The 18,389-nt window shown below is 70.2% G+C and carries 13 protein-coding genes and 1 riboswitch; of the genes, 6 read left to right on the forward strand and 7 right to left on the reverse strand.

The annotated features are described in order from the left end of the window. Positions 1 to 62: 62 nt before the first annotated feature. Positions 63 to 500 carry an SsgA family sporulation/cell division regulator gene (locus tag TNCT6_RS15250; RefSeq protein WP_141359892.1) on the forward strand — a complete coding sequence of 146 codons (438 nt, stop codon included), beginning with the start codon at positions 63 to 65 and terminating at the stop codon, positions 498 to 500. Between the two features lie 101 nt (positions 501 to 601). Here TNCT6_RS15250 and TNCT6_RS15255 read toward each other — a convergent pair whose 3' ends face one another. After that, positions 602 to 2,068, reverse strand: a complete 1,467-nt coding sequence (locus tag TNCT6_RS15255; protein ID WP_141359893.1) for a YibE/F family protein — start codon at positions 2,066 to 2,068, stop codon at positions 602 to 604. Between the two features lie 71 nt (positions 2,069 to 2,139). After that, positions 2,140 to 2,317: riboswitch (TPP riboswitch) on the forward strand. Between TNCT6_RS15255 and thiC the strand changes: the two genes are divergently transcribed. Further along, the gene (gene thiC, locus TNCT6_RS15260; RefSeq protein WP_141359894.1) at positions 2,310 to 4,124 is read left to right on the forward strand and encodes a phosphomethylpyrimidine synthase ThiC; all 1,815 of its coding nucleotides are present in this window, start codon (positions 2,310 to 2,312) and stop codon (positions 4,122 to 4,124) included. It overlaps the preceding riboswitch by 8 nt. A gap of 299 nt (positions 4,125 to 4,423) precedes the next feature. Here thiC and TNCT6_RS15265 read toward each other — a convergent pair whose 3' ends face one another. The 3 genes from TNCT6_RS15265 to TNCT6_RS15275 all read right to left on the reverse strand — a co-directional run bounded on the left by TNCT6_RS15265 (position 4,424) and on the right by TNCT6_RS15275 (position 7,911). Beyond that, entirely contained in the window at positions 4,424 to 5,284 is an 861-nt protein-coding gene (locus TNCT6_RS15265) for a hypothetical protein (RefSeq protein WP_141359895.1), read from the reverse strand. Positions 5,285 to 5,465: 181 nt separating this feature from the next. After that, on the reverse strand, positions 5,466 to 6,587 hold the full coding sequence (locus tag TNCT6_RS15270; protein WP_253266112.1) for a metallophosphoesterase: 1,122 nt from the start codon (positions 6,585 to 6,587) through the stop codon (positions 5,466 to 5,468). A gap of 211 nt (positions 6,588 to 6,798) precedes the next feature. Next, a complete protein-coding gene (locus tag TNCT6_RS15275; protein WP_141359897.1) occupies positions 6,799 to 7,911 on the reverse strand; it encodes a LacI family DNA-binding transcriptional regulator in 1,113 nt (370 codons plus the stop codon). Positions 7,912 to 8,331: 420 nt separating this feature from the next. Here TNCT6_RS15275 and hisC point away from each other — a divergent pair, with 420 nt between their 5' ends. From hisC to cydD, 4 genes are all read left to right on the forward strand, one after another. After that, on the forward strand, positions 8,332 to 9,411 hold the full coding sequence (gene hisC, locus TNCT6_RS15280; protein WP_141359898.1) for a histidinol-phosphate transaminase: 1,080 nt from the start codon (positions 8,332 to 8,334) through the stop codon (positions 9,409 to 9,411). Between the two features lie 327 nt (positions 9,412 to 9,738). Further along, positions 9,739 to 11,247: a cytochrome ubiquinol oxidase subunit I gene (locus TNCT6_RS15290; RefSeq protein WP_141359900.1), complete on the forward strand. Its 1,509-nt coding sequence runs from the start codon at positions 9,739 to 9,741 to the stop codon at positions 11,245 to 11,247. A gap of 20 nt (positions 11,248 to 11,267) precedes the next feature. Beyond that, a complete protein-coding gene (cydB, locus tag TNCT6_RS15295) occupies positions 11,268 to 12,272 on the forward strand; it encodes a cytochrome d ubiquinol oxidase subunit II (RefSeq protein WP_141359901.1) in 1,005 nt (334 codons plus the stop codon). A 59-nt stretch (positions 12,273 to 12,331) separates the two neighbouring features. Next, positions 12,332 to 15,829, forward strand: a complete 3,498-nt coding sequence (cydD, locus tag TNCT6_RS15300; RefSeq protein WP_141359902.1) for a thiol reductant ABC exporter subunit CydD — start codon at positions 12,332 to 12,334, stop codon at positions 15,827 to 15,829. A gap of 39 nt (positions 15,830 to 15,868) precedes the next feature. Here cydD and TNCT6_RS15305 read toward each other — a convergent pair whose 3' ends face one another. From TNCT6_RS15305 to TNCT6_RS15315, 3 genes are all read right to left on the reverse strand, one after another. Next, on the reverse strand, positions 15,869 to 16,777 hold the full coding sequence (locus TNCT6_RS15305; protein ID WP_373996173.1) for a Cof-type HAD-IIB family hydrolase: 909 nt from the start codon (positions 16,775 to 16,777) through the stop codon (positions 15,869 to 15,871). Positions 16,778 to 16,844: 67 nt separating this feature from the next. Next, entirely contained in the window at positions 16,845 to 17,747 is a 903-nt protein-coding gene (locus TNCT6_RS15310; protein ID WP_141359903.1) for an LLM class flavin-dependent oxidoreductase, read from the reverse strand. A gap of 79 nt (positions 17,748 to 17,826) precedes the next feature. Further along, positions 17,827 to 18,375, reverse strand: coding sequence for an RNA 2'-phosphotransferase (locus TNCT6_RS15315; protein WP_141359904.1), 549 nt, complete (start codon positions 18,373 to 18,375; stop codon positions 17,827 to 17,829). Positions 18,376 to 18,389: the final 14 nt, after the last annotated feature.

Raw genomic sequence — 18,389 nt, forward strand, 5'->3', positions numbered from 1 at the left:
CAAGATGCACCATTGTTACGGGATGGATTCCCGGCCAGTCGACGGCAAACAACGGGGTAGCGATGCGCGAGTCCGTACAGGCAGAGGTCATGATGAGCTTTCTCGTGTCCGAGGAGCTCTCCTTCCGCATCCCGGTGGAGTTGCGGTACGAGACCTGTGATCCCTATGCCGTGCGGCTGACCTTCCATCTGCCGGGAGACGCCCCGGTGACCTGGGCGTTCGGGCGAGAGCTGCTGATCGACGGGGTGGGGACGCCGTGCGGGGACGGTGACGTGCGCATCTCACCGGCCGGCCGCGACTCGCTGAGCGAGGTCCTGATCCGGCTTCAGGTCGGCGGGGACCGGGCGCTGTTCCGCTCCTCGACGGCGCCGCTGGTGGCGTTCCTGGACCGTACGGACAAGCTGGTGCCCCTGGGGCAGGAGGGTGCGCTGGCCGACTTCGACGCCCACCTCGACGAAGCCCTGGACCGCATCCTGGCGGAGGAACAGAGCGCGGGCTGAGGGGTACGGCAGCGGACGCGGCGGTGGTGTAACGCTTCGCCACGGCCTCAGGGGGTGCAGGAACGCTTCGTCGGCCGCCCAAGGAGCCTCCGCGTACGCAGTCAGCGCCTGCGGCGCCTGCCCCTTCCACCGCGCGCCGGAGCGGGCAGCGTGGCCTGTGCCGCGGCCTGCGTCCGTCCCGTGCGGTCGGCCGAGACCACGAGTGCCGCCAGCGCCGTGGTGACCGGAACGGAGGCGACCAGACCGATCGAGCCCACCAGCGTGCGCACGATCTCCTCCGCGACGAGCTCACTGGTGGCGACGGTCGTCACGCTGCTCTGCGCGATGGAGAACAGCAGCAGCAGCGGGAGCGCGGCACCCGCGTACGCGAGGACGAGGGTGTTGACGACGGAGGCGATGTGGTCGCGTCCGATACGGATGCCCGCGCGGTACAGCCCGCGCCAGCCCATCGCGGGGTTGGCCTCGTGCAGCTCCCAGACCGCCGAGGTCTGTGTCACCGTCACATCGTCCAGGACGCCGAGCGAGCCGATGATGACACCGGCGAGCAACAGGCCGCTCATGTCTATCGACGGATACAGGCCGTGGATCAGACCGGTGCTGTCGTCGGTGTTGCCGGTCAGCGCGGCCCAGCCGATGAACAGCGAGCCCAGGAAGCCGATCAGCATCAGCGAGATCAGCGTGCCGAGCACCGCGACCGAGGTACGGGCGGACAGGCCGTGACACATGTACAGCGCGATCAGCATGATGGCGCTGGCCCCCACCACCGCCACGACCAGCGGGTTCGAGCCCTGCAGGATCGCGGGTAGGACGAAGAGGTTCAGCACCAGGAAGCTGATGGCCAGCGCGACCAGCGCCATCACGCCCCGCATTCGCCCGACGACCACGACGGCGAGTGCGAAGAGACCGGCCAGCAGCGCCATCGGAAAGCGCCGGTTGACGTCGGTGACCGAATACTGCAAGTCCTTGGGTGCCGAGGGCTCGTAGGCGACCACGACCTTCTCGCCCTGGTGCAGCTGCCGGGACTGGTCGGGCTGCACGATCTCGGTGAAGGTACGGCCCTTGTCCTTGCCGCCGTCCACCCGGATCGTGGCCTTCTTGCAGTTCCCGGACTGCTGCTGCTGTGCGGAGGAACCCTCGGCGGTGGACGTGTCGCCGGTTGGTGTGTCACCGGAGACGTTCACCGACTGGCAGCTGACCTGGAGCACCTCGACGACGGTGGCCTGCTGCGTCTGCCGGTCGAAGCCCACACCGGTGCGCTCGTGCGACGGGGCGCCGCCGGGCCACAGCACCGCGAGTCCGGCCGCCACCAGTGCGGCGAACGGGATGAGGATCGCCGCGATCACCTTGCGGAGGTGCTTCGACACGGGTGCGGCTGGTCCGTGGCTGTGGCTGTGGCCGTGCCCGCCACCGCTTCCCGGGCCGTGCCCGGTGCCGCTCCCCGGGCCGTGCCCGCCACCCGTCGCGGGGCCGTGTCCGTGCTCCGTGGCGGTGGCTTCCTGGCCGTGCCGGACGTCCTGTCCGCGTCGGGGTTCGGGCGGTGGATGGGGGAACTGCTCTGTCGTGGTCACCGCCCGATCATCGCAAGAACGGCACAGGCCCACTGTTCACCGCGCCACAAATGACGTTAGCGTGGAGGCACCTTTGCACACGCGGGAGCTCGGAGCACCGGGCTGAGAGGGCGCTGACCTCCGTCTTTGCGATGTTTCACGTGGAACGTGCGATGTTTCACAGGAAACGCCGGCAGGCGGAATCCGCTGCGTCGACCGCCGAACCTGTTACCGGGTAATGCCGGCGTAGGGAGTAGGTCTCATGACCAACAAGGACGTACGCACGCCTGCCTCCGATCAGATCTCCAGCGACGCGGAGCGGACCGCTTCCGACGCTTCCGACGGGGAGGCCGGGAAGTCCATCGGCTGGCACAAGGGCTACGTGGAGGGCTCACGCCCCGATCTGCGAGTGCCGGTCCGTCAGGTGCACCTCACCAACGGGCAGTCCGTCACGCTGTACGACACCTCCGGCCCGTACACCGATCCACTCGTCGGTACCGATGTCCGCAGGGGCCTGCCGCCGTTGCGCGAGAACTGGATCGTGGCCCGCGGCGACACCGAGGAGTACGCGGGCCGTCCCGTCCGTCCCGAGGACGACGGGATCAAGCACACCTCGCCACGCGGCGGTCTGCGCAACCTCGACGCGGTGTTCCCGGGGCGGCCGCGCCAGCCGCGCCGCGGCCGCGACGGAGGAGCGGTGACGCAGCTCGCCTACGCGCGCCGCGGGGAGATCACGCCGGAGATGGAGTTCGTGGCCATCCGGGAGAACGTTGCTCCCGAGACCGTCCGCGAGGAGATCGCGGCGGGCCGCGCGGTGCTGCCGGCCAACGTCAACCACCCGGAGATCGAGCCGATGATCATCGGCAAGCGGTTCCTGGTGAAGGTCAACGCCAATATCGGAAACTCCGCGGTGTCCTCCTCCATCGAGGAGGAGGTGGAGAAGATGACCTGGGCGACCCGCTGGGGCGCCGACACGGTCATGGACCTCTCCACCGGCCGCAACATCCACACCACTCGTGAGTGGGTGCTGCGCAACTCCCCCGTCCCCATCGGCACGGTCCCGCTCTACCAGGCTCTGGAGAAGGTGGACGGCAAGGCCGAGGAGCTGACCTGGGAGATCTACAAGGACACCGTCATCGAGCAGGCCGAGCAGGGCGTGGACTACATGACCGTCCACGCCGGTGTACGCCTCGCCTACGTGCCGCTGACCGCGAACCGAAAGACCGGCATCGTCTCGCGCGGCGGCTCGATCATGGCCGCCTGGTGCCTGGCGCACCACAAGGAGTCGTTCCTCTACGAGAACTTCGAGGAGCTCTGCGAGATCCTCGCGGCCTACGACGTCACGTACTCGTTGGGCGACGGACTCCGGCCCGGCTCGATCGCGGACGCCAACGACGAGGCACAGTTCGCGGAACTGCGCACGCTCGGGGAACTCGGCCGGATCGCCAGGCGTTTGGACGTACAGACCATGATCGAGGGCCCGGGCCATGTCCCGATGCACAAGATCAAGGAGAACATCGACCTTCAGCAGGAGATCTGCGATGAGGCTCCGTTCTATACGCTCGGCCCGCTGACGACGGACGTCGCCCCGGCGTACGACCACATCACCTCCGGCATCGGCGCCGCGATGATCGCCTGGTGGGGCACGGCCATGCTCTGCTACGTCACGCCCAAGGAGCACCTGGGGCTGCCCAACCGTGACGACGTCAAGACCGGTGTCATCACCTACAAGATCGCCGCCCACGCGGCCGACCTCGCCAAGGGGCACCCGGGCGCGCAGGAGTGGGACGACGCACTGTCCGACGCCCGCTTCGAGTTCCGGTGGGAGGACCAGTTCAACCTCTCCCTCGACCCGGACACGGCACGGGAGTTCCACGACGAGACCCTCCCGGCGGAACCTGCCAAGACGGCCCACTTCTGCTCGATGTGCGGCCCTAAGTTCTGCTCGATGAAGATCTCGCAGGACATCCGTCGTGAACACGGTGCCAGCCGGGCCGAGATCGCCGAGGGGATGGCGCAGAAGTCGAAGGAGTTCGCGCAGGCGGGTAACCGGGTGTACCTGCCGATCGCCGACTGATGCATGGCGGGCGGTGCTCTTGGCGAGCAGGCAAGGGCACCGCTCCCTTTGCCGCTGTTCGGTCGGCCCAACGGCGTGGTGGCTGGGGCGCTCGAGCACCGGAAATCTCGTGTGTGTCGTAGTCGTGGTCGACTGTCTGCCTGAACCACGGCTGCTCTGAATGGCCTGCGTGGGCTCGCCGTGTGCGGGCGTCCCCGGCGCCCCGGCCCGGCAGGTGCGGGACGGGGTGGCGGGGCGCGCGCGCCGGGCCCTGGGGGCGAGGGTGCGGTCCTGGCCGGGGTGAGGGCGCGGGGCGCTGGTTACTCCGGTTGGTGGTCCGGGCCTCCGAAGTCCGGGCTGCTGAAGTCGGGACTGGAGAAGCGCGGGCGGCGGCTCGGGGCTCCGTCGTCCGGGCTGCTGAAACCTGGTCGGCCATAGCCGAGTTGCGGCATGCGGCCGGTCGGTGCCGCCGGGCCCGTATGCCCCGGTGCGGGGGAGCGGGGCTCGGCGAGCGCGTCGCGCAGGAACGGCAGGATGCCCCGTTCGAGCAGGGCCTCCTGCCAGGCTTCCCTGGCCTGGGCGACCTCCTCGCCCAGTTCGGCGTAGGCGCCGCTGTCGAGCGAGGGGCGGTTGCGCAGCGCGGTGAGCAGGAGTCCGGCGGCGGCGGCGAGGATCGCGGCCGCGGTCAGGGCACCGAACACCCAGCCCGCGGTGATCATGGACTGGGCGAACGCCTGGGTCGGGTCCAGCATCCTCAGGATGTAGCCGACGAGCAGGAAGAGGGCCGCGGCGGTCCCGGCGAGGACGGGGGCGAGCACCGCGACGACGGCACCCGCGCCCGCGCCGTGAGTCTCGGCGACCTCGCCCATGGTGGCGGCTGGTCGGAGGGGCCCGCCCGGCTCGGCCGAGTCGGCTTCGATGAGGGAGGACGGGACGGCCGGCGCCGGCCGGCGCAGTTCCTCGCGGACCTTGACGTAGTGGTGGTACTCGGTCGCCGCGGCCGCCGTTATGACGGCGGTGGCGCTCAGCGCCATGGTCCGCAGTTGTTCCGAGTTGAGCCGCTGTCCGGCAGCGGCCAGTTCCGGGTGGTGTGGGGCGGAGCGCAGCGCCTCATCGAGGATCCGCTCGTATTCCTGGCGGTCCTCGCTCAGCAGGTGCTGCGGAACGCTGTTCATGTGCATCCCCCGATGCTCCGTAGGGCTTGGGGCTCGCATGGCGGCGAGCCGTCGGGCAGAAACGGAGGGGAGCCTGCTACGGATAAGCCGATGGTAGAGCCGTGACGGCGCGCGGTGACAGGGGGTTTCCACAAATTGGGTGCCGACCTGCGCGGTCGTCTCGACAGGCGGGCTGCCCGGTGAACGGTCAGTTGTCGAGGGGCAGTTGCTGGACCAGCAGTTTTCCGGCCATGGTCACGCCGCCGTCCATCGCGATGGCGAGTCCGTCGGCGTAGACGTGCGGCCCCTCCACGACCGGACCCGCGGACTCCTCGCCGTCCTCGGAGCCGACTTCGCCCAGCAGATAGGGAATGGGGCTGTGGCCGTGAACGATGCGGGTGCCGCCGTACGTATCGAGCAGGGAGCGCACGGCGTCGGCGCCGCCCTCGTCACGGAAGGAGAAGCGCTTGGTGAACTTGCGGAACAGATCCCAGACTTCGTTCGCGTCGTTGCGGGTGAGCGTCTCGCGGACGGTGTCGTTGACCTCTTCGATCGAGGCACCGTAGTCGAGGTAGGAGGTGGTGTCGGAGTGCACGAGCAGGTAGCCGTCGACCGCCTCGACGGCGTCGAGCCGGGCCATCCACTGCAGGTGGTGGTCCTGGAGGCGGTCCATGTCGGACTTCTGGCCGCCGTTGAGCAGCCAGGCCGCCTGGAAGGTCGCGGTGCCCGCGCCGGAGTTGACGGGGGTGTCGCCGAACCGTTTGGCGCCGAGCAGCAGCAGCTCGTGGTTGCCCATGAGGGCCTTGCAGTAGCCGCCGGCCGCGGCCGCCTCCGCGGACAGCCGCATCACGAGGTCGATGACGCCGATGCCGTCCGGGCCGCGGTCGGTGAAGTCGCCGAGGAACCACAGCCGCGCGGTGCCCGCGCACCATTGGCCGGCGGAGTCGACGAGCCCCTTCTCCTGGAGCGCGGCGACCAGCTGATCCAGGTAGCCGTGCACGTCACCGACGACGTAGAGGGGACCCGGGCGGGTGGCGGACTGCCGGGTCGGCGTGGAGACCGGGTCGACCGCCACCTGATGCGTGTCACCGCGCTTGATGACCGGCAGGTCGCGCTCGGTGGGCGTGTACGCGGCCGGGTAGCCCTCCCTGGGAGCCGCGGGAGCCGCGGGGGCCTCCTCGGGCGGCCGGACCGTTTCGGCGGGCTGCGTGCCGTGGGCGTACGGACCGGTCTCGTTCACGTACGCGGGAACCCGGAAGTCGCGCAGCGTAGCCGTCCGCTCCACTTCGGGTCCCTGACCGGCCCCCTGAGTCATCGACCCCTCCACCATCGCGCCGCCTGTGCACCGCTTCGGACTGCCTGGTCGCAGCGGCCCGCGGTGTCGTGGGCCCATCATAGGAACGCGGATCGCGCCATGTGATGACCCAGGGGTGGTGAATCGGGACTGGACTCCGGTTCACCGTGGCTTTCGCCCCGATTGGGCAGTCTTCGGCAATCCCGCGGCCACCCGTGTGCCGGGTCATCTCGCGGCCACCCGTGCCCTAGCGGTCCTCCGACGCGCGGGGCGGGCTGATCGTCCTGCGCCGGGTGCGCCGCTGGGACGAGGTCCGCACGATCAGCTCGGTCGGTATGACCTGCTCGACCGGTTGGTCCGACTCGACCCCTTCGATGGCGTCGATGAGGAGCTGGACGACCGCCGTGCCGATCCGGCGCGGCTTCAGGGAGAGCGTGGTGATGGGCGGCTCGGTGCTGGCGTACACCGTGGACTCGCTGCAGCACACCAGCAGCAGGTCCTCGGGGACGCGCAGGCCGTAGCGGCGGGCGGCGGCGAGCAGATCGGTGCCGTTGGGGTCGAACAGTCCGTAGACGGCGTCGGGCCGGTCGGGGCGGGCCAGCAGTCGGTCGGCGGCGACGGCGCCCGCGCACGGGTCGTGGGCGGGGTAGGCCTCGTACACCGGGTCCTGGCCGACGCGCTTGCACCACTGGAGGTAGGCGGTCGTCGACAGGTGGGTGTAGGTGTCCGTCGTGGTGCCGGTGAGCAGGCCGATACGGCGGGCGCCGGCCTCGGCGAGGTGGTCGAGGATGCCGAGGACTGCGGCTTCGTGGTCGTTGTCGACCCAGGCGGTGACCGGGAGCGCGCCGGCCGGGCGGCCGTCGCTGACCACCGGTAAGCCCTGCCGCACCAGCTCGCCGACGACCGGGTCCTGGTCGGAGGGGTCGATGACGACCGTGCCGTCCAGGGCGACGTTCGACCACACGTCGTGGCGCGAGGTCGCGGGCAGGATGACCAGGGCGTAGCCGCGGGCGAGCGCGGCCGAGGTGGCGGCGCGGGCCATCTCGGCGAAGTACGCGAACTCGGTGAAGGTGAAAGGTTCATCCCCGTACGTCGTCACGGTCAGGCCGATGAGGCCCGACTTGCCGGTACGGAGGGTGCGGGCCGCGGCCGAGGGGCGGTACCCCAGCCGGTCGGCGACCTCGCGGACATGGCGCCGGGTGGCGTCGGGGAGGCGCCCCTTGCCGTTGAGGGCGTCGGAGACGGTCGTGATGGACACTCCGGCGGCGGCGGCCACGTCTCTGATGCCCGCCCGGCCCGGCCGGCTCCCTCGGCGTGAGGTTTCCGCGCGGCTCACCTGGTGCTTCCCTGCTGCTGTCATGGCGAGCCGATAGTAGGGCTCTTGCGGTGGGGTAGTGCGGACGCATATGCACGCGTTGACAGGCACGTTTCTGCATGGTCGTTGTGGCCCAAGTGCCTTTGAAACCATGGCAGTTACCCGGTGTCATGTTAGGACGTGACGTGGTGGCACGTATGGGCCTGCCGACCCCCCGATGTCTCGAAGAGGTCTCAACTCACCTTCACGAGGGATGCGCGCCACGGCGCAAGCCACCGGCGCATAGATATATGTGGACGCGCCCCCCATTTCATACGCATTCATATGAAGACGCCCCGGATGTCGGTGAGACAGACGAGGTCGGCCTCGCGCACGAGTGATGGCTTCCGACCCATACGCAGCGGCGTCCAATCCTCATAAGGTGTGCAGTATTGGATGCCGGTGGTGGTCACGAGGAGGACTGCGGTGAGCGAGACAAGCCCGAAGCTGCGTGCCGAGCTGGAGGGTATCCCCACCTACAAGCCGGGGAAGCCCGCCGCGGCCGGCGGTCCGGTGGCGTACAAGCTGTCCTCGAACGAGAACCCCTACCCGCCGCTGCCGGGGGTCATGGAGAGGGTGACGGCGGCCGCCTCCTCCTTCAACCGCTACCCGGACATGGCGTGCACGGCCCTGACCAACGAGCTGGCCGAGCGCTTCGCCGTGCCGGCCTCGCACGTGGCCACGGGCACCGGTTCCGTCGGTGTCGCCCAGCAGCTGATCCAGGCCACCAGCGGCCCCGGCGACGAGGTCATGTACGCCTGGCGCTCCTTCGAGGCGTACCCGATCATCACGCAGATCAGCGGGGCGGCCTCCGTGCGGGTCCCGCTGACGCCGGGCGATGTGCACGACCTGGACGCGATGGCGGACGCGATCACCGAACGCACGCGTCTGATCTTCGTCTGCAACCCGAACAACCCGACCGGCACGGTGGTGCGGCGGGCCGAGCTGGAACGGTTCCTCGACCGCGTGCCCTCCGACGTGCTGGTGGTCCTGGACGAGGCCTACCGCGAGTTCATCCGCGATGTCGAGGTGCCGGACGGGGTGACGCTCTACCGTGACCGGCCGAACGTCTGCGTGCTGCGCACGTTCTCGAAGGCGTACGGCCTCGCCGGGCTGCGCGTCGGCTTCGCCATCGCCCACGAGCCGGTGGCGGCGGCGCTGCGCAAGACGGCCGTGCCGTTCGGGGTGAGCCAGCTGGCGCAGGAGGCGGCGATCGCCTCGCTGCGCGCCGAGGACGAACTGCTGGGCCGGGTCGGCTCGCTGGTGTGCGAGCGCACCCGTGTGGTCGACGCGCTGCGTTCCCAGGGCTGGACGGTGCCCGAGACGCACGCCAACTTCGTGTGGCTGCGGCTGGGGGAGCGGACGGTCTCCTTCGCCCAGGCCTGCGAGCGGGCCGGCGTGGTGGTCCGGCCGTTCCCGGGCGAGGGCGTGCGGGTCACCGTCGGGGAGACCGAGGCGAACGACATCTTCCTGAAGACGGCGGAGGCGTTCCGCAAGGAGGTCTGATCCGGTCCGGTCCGGTCCGGTCCGGTCCGGTCCGGTCGGGTCGGGTCTGGCCCGGCAGGTTTCGTCCGGCAGGTCTGATGCGGTCTGGCCCGGTCCGGCAGGTCTGATCCGAGCCGGCCCTCGGTCGGCCGAGGGTGTCGCGGCATCTCGTGAGGAGGGGGTCCCCCCAGGACTTGGGGGACCCCCCTTCGCTGTTCGAAAACAGGTGCGCCATAATTGCTTGTGAATGTGAACGCGTTCACAAGCGGGTCCGATTGTTGCCTGTTGTGCAGGGCACATCGGGATGAACCGCCGCCGTGATCGCGGTGACGTAAGGAGAGTGACGACGTGAACCTGGCTTTGGCGCCGGAGACACTGGCGCGCTGGCAGTTCGGCATCACGACCGTCTACCACTTCCTGTTCGTTCCCCTGACGATCTCGCTGGCCGCCCTGACGGCCGGACTGCAGACCGCCTGGGTGCGCACGGAGAAGGAGAAGTACCTCAGGGCCACCAAGTTCTGGGGCAAGCTCTTCCTGATCAACATCGCCATGGGCGTGGTCACCGGCATCGTGCAGGAATTCCAGTTCGGCATGAACTGGTCGGACTACTCGCGCTTCGTCGGTGACATCTTCGGCGCCCCGCTCGCCTTCGAGGCACTGATCGCGTTCTTCTTCGAGTCCACGTTCATCGGACTGTGGATCTTCGGCTGGGACAAGCTGCCCAAGAAGATCCACCTGGCCTGCATGTGGATGGTGTCGCTCGGCACGATTCTGTCGGCGTACTTCATCCTCGCGGCCAACTCGTGGATGCAGCACCCCGTCGGCTACCGGATCAACGAGGCCAAGGGGCGCGCCGAACTCACCGACTTCTGGGCGGTGCTGACCCAGAACACGGCGCTCAGCCAGGCGTTCCACACGCTCTCCGCCGCCTTCCTGACCGGTGGCGCCTTCATGGTCGGCATCGCCGCCTACCACCTCGCCCGCAAGAAGCACGTGCGCGAGATGAAGACCTCGCTGCGGCTCGGCCTGATCACGGTCGTCATCGCCGGCCTGCTCACCGCGGTCAGCGGTGACGTGCTCGGCAAGGTCATGTTCAAGCAGCAGCCGATGAAGATGGCCGCGGCCGAGGCGCTGTGGGACGGACAGGAGCCGGCGCCGTTCTCGGTCTTCGCCTACGGCGACGTGGACAAGGGCCACAACACGGTGGCCATCGAGGTCCCCGGCCTGCTGTCCTTCCTGGCCAACGACGACTTCACCTCCTACGTCCCCGGCATCAACGACGTCAACAAGGCCGAGCAAGAGAAGTTCGGGCCCGGCGACTACCGGCCCAACATCCCCGTCGCCTACTGGGGATTCCGCTGGATGATCGGGTTCGGCATGGCGTCCTTCGCCATCGGCCTCGCGGGACTGTGGCTGACCCGCAAGAAGTTCCTGCTGCCGCAGCGTCTGCGGGTCGGTGACGACGAGGTGCCCCATCTGGTGCTGCTGCCGAACAAGGCACTCGGCCCGCGGCTGACCACCTGGTACTGGCGCATCGCGATCTGGACGCTGGCCTTCCCGCTGATCGCCAACTCCTGGGGCTGGATCTTCACCGAGATGGGCCGCCAGCCGTGGGTCGTCTACGGCGTGCTGCAGACCCGGCACGCGGTCTCCCCCGGTGTCTCCCAGGGCGAGGTCCTCACCTCGATGACCGTCTTCACGCTGCTCTACGCCGTCCTCGCCGTGATCGAGGTCAAGCTGCTGGTGAAGTACGTGAAGGGCGGCCCGCCCGAGCTCACGGAGGCCGACCTCAACCCGCCCACGAAGATCGGCGGCGACGAGCGTGACGCCGACAAGCCGATGGCCTTCTCGTACTAGGCCGAGGGAGCTGCACAGTCATGGAACTGCACGACGTCTGGTTCGTCCTCATCGCCGTCCTGTGGACCGGCTACTTCTTCCTGGAGGGCTTCGACTTCGGGGTCGGCATCCTCACCAAGCTGCTTGCCCGGAACCGGCCCGAGAAGCGGGTGCTGATCAACACCATCGGCCCGGTCTGGGACGGCAACGAGGTCTGGCTGCTCACGGCGGGCGGTGCCACCTTCGCCGCCTTCCCGGAGTGGTACGCCACGCTCTTCTCCGGCTTCTATCTGCCTCTGCTCGTCATTCTGGTCTGCCTGATCGTGCGCGGAGTCGCCTTCGAGTACCGGGCCAAGCGGCCGGAGGGGAACTGGCAGCGCAACTGGGAGAACGCGATCTTCTGGAGCTCGCTGATACCCGCCTTCCTGTGGGGTGTGGCCTTCGGCAACATCGTGCACGGGGTGAAGATCGACCGGAACCTCGAGTACGTCGGCGGTGTCGGAGACTTGCTCAACCCGTACGCGCTCCTCGGTGGACTGGTCACCCTGACGCTGTTCACCTTCCACGGCACGGTGTTCACGGCCCTGAAGACCGTCGGTGACATCCGTGAGCGGGCACGGAAGCTGGCTCTGCGCGTGGGGCTGGTGACGGCCGTGGCGGCGTTGGCGTTCCTGCTGTGGACCCAGGCCCACACGGGCAACGGCAGGAGCCTGGTAGCGCTTCTCGTGGCGGTGGTCACCCTGGTGTCCGCCCTCGTGGCGAACCAGGCGGGGCGCGAGGGCTGGGCGTTCGCGCTGTCGGGCGTCACCATCGTGGCCGCCGTGGCGATGCTGTTCCTGTCGCTCTTCCCGAACGTCATGCCGTCCACGCTCAACGCGGACTGGAGCCTGACGGTCACCAACGCCTCGTCCAGCCCGTACACCCTGAAGATCATGACCTGGTGCGCCGGGATCGCCACGCCGATCATCCTGCTCTACCAGGGGTGGACCTACTGGGTGTTCCGCAAGCGGATCGGTACGCAGCACATCGCCGAACCCGCGCACTGAGTCCGGTGAGGGTGTGTTTCACGTGAAACACACCCTCGGGGCCGAAGGGCATGTTCTCCATGAAACCGATTGATCCGCGACTTCTGCGTCACGCCCGTGCCACCCGGCTCTTCCTGGGGGCCGTCGTCGGGCTGGGTGCCATCGGGGCATGCCTGGTCATCGCCCAGGCGATGCTCATCGCCGAGGTGGTGGTGGGCGCCTTCCAGCACCGGATGCCGGTCGCCGAACTCCGCACTCCCCTGCTGCTGTTGGCCGCCGTCGCCTGTGGCCGTGCGCTGGTCTCCTGGCTGACCGAGCTGGCTGCCCACCGGGCGAGCGCGGCGGTGAAGTCCGAGCTGCGCGGGCGGCTGCTGGAGCGTGCGGCGGCACTCGGCCCCGGCTGGCTGAGCGGGCAGCGCACGGGATCGCTCGTGGCCCTGGCGACACGGGGTGTCGACGCCCTGGACGACTACTTCTCGCGCTATCTGCCGCAGTTGGGGCTGGCCGTGGCCGTCCCGGTGGCGGTGCTCGCCCGGATCGTCACCGAGGACTGGGTCTCGGCGGCCATCATCGTCGCCACCCTGCCCCTCATCCCCGTCTTCATGATGCTGATCGGCTGGGCCACGCAGTCCCGCATGGACCGTCAGTGGCGGCTGCTGTCCCAACTGTCGGGGCACTTCCTGGACGTCGTCGCGGGACTGCCGACCCTGAAGGTGTTCGGCAGGGCCAAGGCACAGGCGGAGTCGATCCGGCGCATCACCGGGGAGTACCGGCGGGCGACCATGCGCACGCTGCGGATCGCCTTCCTGTCCTCCTTCGCCCTGGAGCTGCTCGCCACGCTGTCGGTGGCGCTGGTCGCCGTGACGATCGGCATGCGGCTCGTGAGCGGCGACATGGACCTCTACATCGGGCTGGTCATCCTCGTGCTCGCGCCCGAGGCCTACCTCCCGCTGCGTCAGGTGGGCGCGCAGTACCACGCGGCGGCGGAGGGACTGGCGGCCGCCGAGGAGATCTTCGCCGTGCTGGAGACCCCGGTGCCGGAGTCCGGCACCGGGGCCGTGCCCGCCGGGGCCCTGACCTTCGAGGGCGTGAGCGTCCGCTTTCCCGGGCGGTCCGCGGACGCGGTGACGGACGTGTCCTTCTCGGTGCCGCCGGGGGAGACGGTCGCGCTCGTCGGACCGAGCGGTGCGGGCAAGTCGACACTGCTGAACGTCCTGCTGGGGTTCGTGAAACCCAGTGCGGGCCGGGTGCGCGTCGCGGAGACCGATCTCGCCGACGTCGACCTGGAGCAGTGGCGCTCGCGCATCGCCTGGGTGCCGCAGCGGCCGCACCTGTACGCGGGAACGATCGCCGAGAACGTACGGCTCGCACGGCCCGACGCGGACGACGCCGCCGTACGCGGGGCGCTGGCCGACGCCGGTGCGCTGGAGTTCGTGGACACGCTGCCGGAGGGACTGGACACCCGGCTCGGAGAGGACGGGGCCGGGCTCTCCGCCGGACAGCGGCAGCGGCTCGCGCTCGCCCGGGCCTTCCTCGCCGACCGTCCCGTCCTGCTGCTCGACGAACCGACGGCCGCCCTGGACGGAGCGACCGAGGCGGAGGTCGTGGACGCGGTGCGGCGGCTGTCCGCGGGCCGGACGGTGCTCCTGGTGGTGCACCGGCCCGCACTGCTGGACGTGGCCGACCGGGTCGTGCGTCTCGACGGGACGGAGTCCTCCGGGCCGGCGCCGGCCGTGGCCCGTACCGCCGAGGAACGCCCCGTGCGAACGGCGGAGCCCGGACCGGTCCCGGCTCAGGTCGAACTCGGGACCGGGGCCACCACCGTCGCGCGCGGCGTCCTCGCCCGGGTGCGGGCGATGTCCGGCCCCCGGCGCGGCCGACTCGCCCTCGCCCTGCTGCTGGGCAGCCTGGCGCTCGGCAGCGCGGTCGGGCTGATGGCGACCTCCGGGTGGCTCATCTCGCGGGCGTCCCAGCAGCCACCCGTGCTCTACCTGATGGTGGCCGTCACGGCGACCAGGGCCTTCGGTATCGGGCGTGCGGTCTTCCGGTACGCGGAGCGGCTGGTCTCGCACGACGCGGTGCTGCGGATGCTCGCCGACACCCGGGTGGCCGTCTACCGGAGGCTGGAGCGGCTGGCGCCCGCCGGGCTGCGCCGGATGCGCCGCGGCGACCTGCTGACACGGCTCGTCGCCGACGTGGACGCGCTTCAGGACTACTGGCTGCGGTGGCTGCTGCCCGTCGGCGCGGCCGTGACCGTGTCTGCCGCCTCCGTCGCCTTCACGGCCTGGCTGCTGCCGGAGGCCGGGGCGGTGCTCGCGGCCGGCCTGCTCGCGGCCGGGGCCGGCGTCCCGCTGGTCACCATGGCCGTGGCCCGGCGCGCCGAGCACCGGCTCGCCCCCGCGCGCGGTGCCCTCGCCACCCGCGTGACCGAACTGCTCACCGGAACCGCCGAACTGACCGTCGCGGGCGCCCTGCCCGCCCGTATCAGCGAGACCCGGCGGGCCGACCGGCTGCTCACCCGGATCGCCTCGCGTGCCGCCACCGCCACCGCGCTCGGCGACGGGCTCACCGCGCTGATCTCCGGACTGACCGTCGCGGCGACCGCCCTCGTCGGCGCTCAGGCGGTCGCCGACGGGCGACTCGGCGGCGTGACCATGGCGGTCGTCGTCCTCACCCCGCTGGCCGCCTTCGAAGCCGTCCTCGGCATGCCGCTCGCCGTGCGCTACCGGCACCGGGTGCACCGCAGCGCGGAGCGGGTGTACGAGGTCCTGGACGCCCCCGAGCCCGTTCGTGAACCGGAGCGGCCCCGGCCGGCGCCCGCCTCGCCGTTCCCGCTCGCCGTCAGGAACCTGACGGCGCGGTACGCGGGGCAGGACCGGGCGGCGGTCGCAGGACTCGACCTGACGCTCCAGCAGGGCCGCAGGGTCGCCGTGGTCGGGCCGTCCGGCTCCGGCAAGACGACACTCGCCCAGGTGCTACTGCGCTTCCTCGACGCGGAGACGGGCACGTACACCCTCGGCGGCGTCGACGCCCACGCTGTGGACGGCGACGACGTACGGCGGCTGGTCGGGCTGTGCGCCCAGGACGCGCATCTCTTCGACAGCTCGGTCCGCGAGAACCTGTTGCTCGCGAAGAAGGACGCGACCGAGGCCGAACTGCGGGACGCCCTCGCGCGGGCCCGGCTGCTCGGCTGGGTCGACGCCCTGCCCGGCGGACTCGACACACTTGTCGGCGAGCACGGTGCCCGGCTGTCGGGCGGACAGCGTCAGCGGCTGGCCCTGGCCCGCGCCCTGCTCGCCGACTTCCCGGTGCTGGTGCTCGACGAACCCGCCGAACACCTCGACCTGGCGACCGCCGACGCGCTCACCGGCGATCTGCTGGCCGCCACCGAGGGTCGTACGACGCTGCTCATCACCCACCGCCTGGCCGGGCTGGCGGCCGTGGACGAGGTGATCGTCCTCGACGAGGGGCGCGTCGTCCAGCGGGGACCGTACGCGGAACTGGCCGCGCTGCCGGGACCGCTGCGGCGGATGGTCGAACGGGAGGCGCAGACGGAGCTGCTGGTGGGCGCGCGGTAGCGGCCCGTTCACGGGCCGCCCCCGGTGGGGGCCCGCCCGCTACGGCCGCTCCCCCAGCAGCCGCTCGATGACGACAGCGACCCCGTCCTCGTTGTTGGCGTCCGTCCGTCCGGAGGCCGCGGCGATCGCGGCGGGGTGCGCGTTGCCCATGGCGTAGGACCGGCCGGCCCAGGTGAGCATCTCGACGTCGTTCGGCATGTCGCCGAAGGCGACGACCTCGTCCTGCGAGATGCCGCGCTCGGCACAGCACAGGGCCAGAGTGCTCGCCTTGGAGACGTCCGGACCGCTGATCTCCAGCAGGGCACTGGGGCTGGACCGGGTGATGGTGACGTGCTCGCCGGCGGCGAGGCGGGCGACGGTGAGGAAGGCGTCGGGGTCCAGCGTGGGGTGGTAGGCGAGGATCTTCAGGATCGGCTGACCGGCTCCGACTCCGTCCGGCGCCAGCAGTTCCTCGGCCGGCGCGAGGACGTCGGGTATCTCCATGTGCAGCTTCGGATAGACCGGCTCCTGATGGAAACCATAGGTCTGCTCGACCGCGTACACCGTGCCCGGCGCCGCCTCGCGCACCAGCCGTACGGCGTCCAGCGCGTTCTCCCGTGCCAGCTCCCGCACCTTCACGAAGCGGTGGGCGCCGGGACCGCCGTGCAGGTCGACCACGGCGGCGCCGTTGCCGCAGATCGCCAGACCGTGTCCGTGCACATGGTCGCTGACCACGTCCATCCAGCGGGCCGGGCGGCCGGTGACGAAGAAGACCTCGATGCCCGCCTCCTCGGCCGCCGCCAGGGCGGCGATCGTGCGCGGGGAGACCGACTTGTCGTCGCGCAGCAGGGTGCCGTCGAGATCGGTGGCGATCAGCCGAGGCGGAACGCCGGGGGTGCCCCCCGGCTCGAACGAGGTCGAGAGCTGGGATGAGGCCGGGGTCTCGGGCCGTCGAGTCGCTGAGGTCACCGCGTCATTGTCGTCTATATGTCCGCACGATCGTGCGAGAGTTCGCACATCTGAGGGGTTGTCTCGGTCACGTCAGCTGGGAGGGCGCTTCCATGGCGATCCGCTCGAAGACCTTCTGGTCCGCGGCGAAGTCCGAGCCGGGGATCGGCCAGTGGATCACGATCTCGGTGAAACCCAGCTCCTGGTGGCGGCCCGCGAAGTCGACGAACGCGTCGAGGGACTCGAGCGGACGACCGCGGTCGGGGGTGAATCCGGTGAGCAGGACCTTGTCGAGCGCGGAGGCGTCACGGCCCGCCGCCACACACGCGTCCGCGAGCTTCTCGGTCTGGGTGCGAATGGCTTGTACGGACTGCTCCGGCGTGCCGTTCTCGTACAGCTTCGGGTCGCCCGTGGTCACCCAGGCCTGCCCGTACCGAGCGGCGAGCCGCAGCCCGCGCGGCCCGGTCGCGGCCACGGCGAACGGCAGCCGGGGCCGCTGCACACACCCGGGGATGTTGCGCGCCTCGTGCGCCGAGTAGAAGTCGCCCTCGTACGACACCGCGTCCTCGGTCAGCAGCCGGTCGAGCAGCGGAACGAACTCGGCGAAGCGGTCGGCCCGCTCCCGCGGCGTCCATGACTCCTGCCCCAGAGCGGTGGCGTCGAAGCCGGTGCCGCCCGCACCGATGCCGAGGGTGATCCGGCCCCCGGAGATGTCGTCGAGGGAGATCAGCTCCTTGGCGAGGGTGACCGGGTGCCGGAAGTTCGGCGAGGTCACCAGGGTCCCCAGCCGCATCCGGTCCGTCACGGCCGCGGCGGCGGTCAGCGTCGGGACGGCCCCGAACCACGGGCCGTCCCGGAAGCTGCGCCAGGACAGGTGGTCGTAGGTGTAGGCGGCGTGGAAGCCGAGCTGTTCGGCACGCATCCATGCCGAACGGCCGCCCTCGTGCCAGCGGCGGTACGGAAGGATCACGGTGCTCAGACGCAGACTCATGGCCCCGAGCCTAAACACACATGACTGTTTCACGTGAAACGGTCACCCCAGCAGGCCGAAGGCGATGGACTGAAGTGGATCAGTGGGCCTCGGAAAACCGCAGGTACCGGGGTGGTACGGACTGTGTCAGCCACACACCGTTGGCACTGACATGGAAGACATGGCCGTCGCGGTGCATGGCGGCGGCGTCCACCACGAGGACGACTGGGCGACCGCGTCGGGCGCCGACCCGGGTCGCGGTCTCGCGGTCGGGGGAGAGATGGACGTCATGCCTGTTCATGGGCCGCAGCCCCTCGCTGCGGATCGCCTCCAGGTTGCGGGCCACGGTCCCGTGGTAGAGGTACGGCGGCGGTGTCGCGGCCGGCAGTCCGAGGTCGACCCCGATGCTGTGTCCCTGGCTGGCGCGAATGCGGCTGTCGTCGATCGCGAAGCGCCGCTTGTCGTTGGTGGCGACCACGTGGTCCAGTTCCTCGCGGCTGAACCGGAAGCCGTTCGCGGCCGCCGCCCTGATCAGCGCGTCGATCTCGACCCAGCCACCCTCGTCGGGGGTGAGCCCGATCCTCTCGGGCTGGTGGCGAAGGTGCTTGGCGAGGTACTTCGACACCTTCACGGTGCGTCTTTCGTCCATGTCACCAGCCTGCC

The organism is Streptomyces sp. 6-11-2 (assembly GCF_006540305.1).
Classification (GTDB): domain Bacteria; phylum Actinomycetota; class Actinomycetes; order Streptomycetales; family Streptomycetaceae; genus Streptomyces.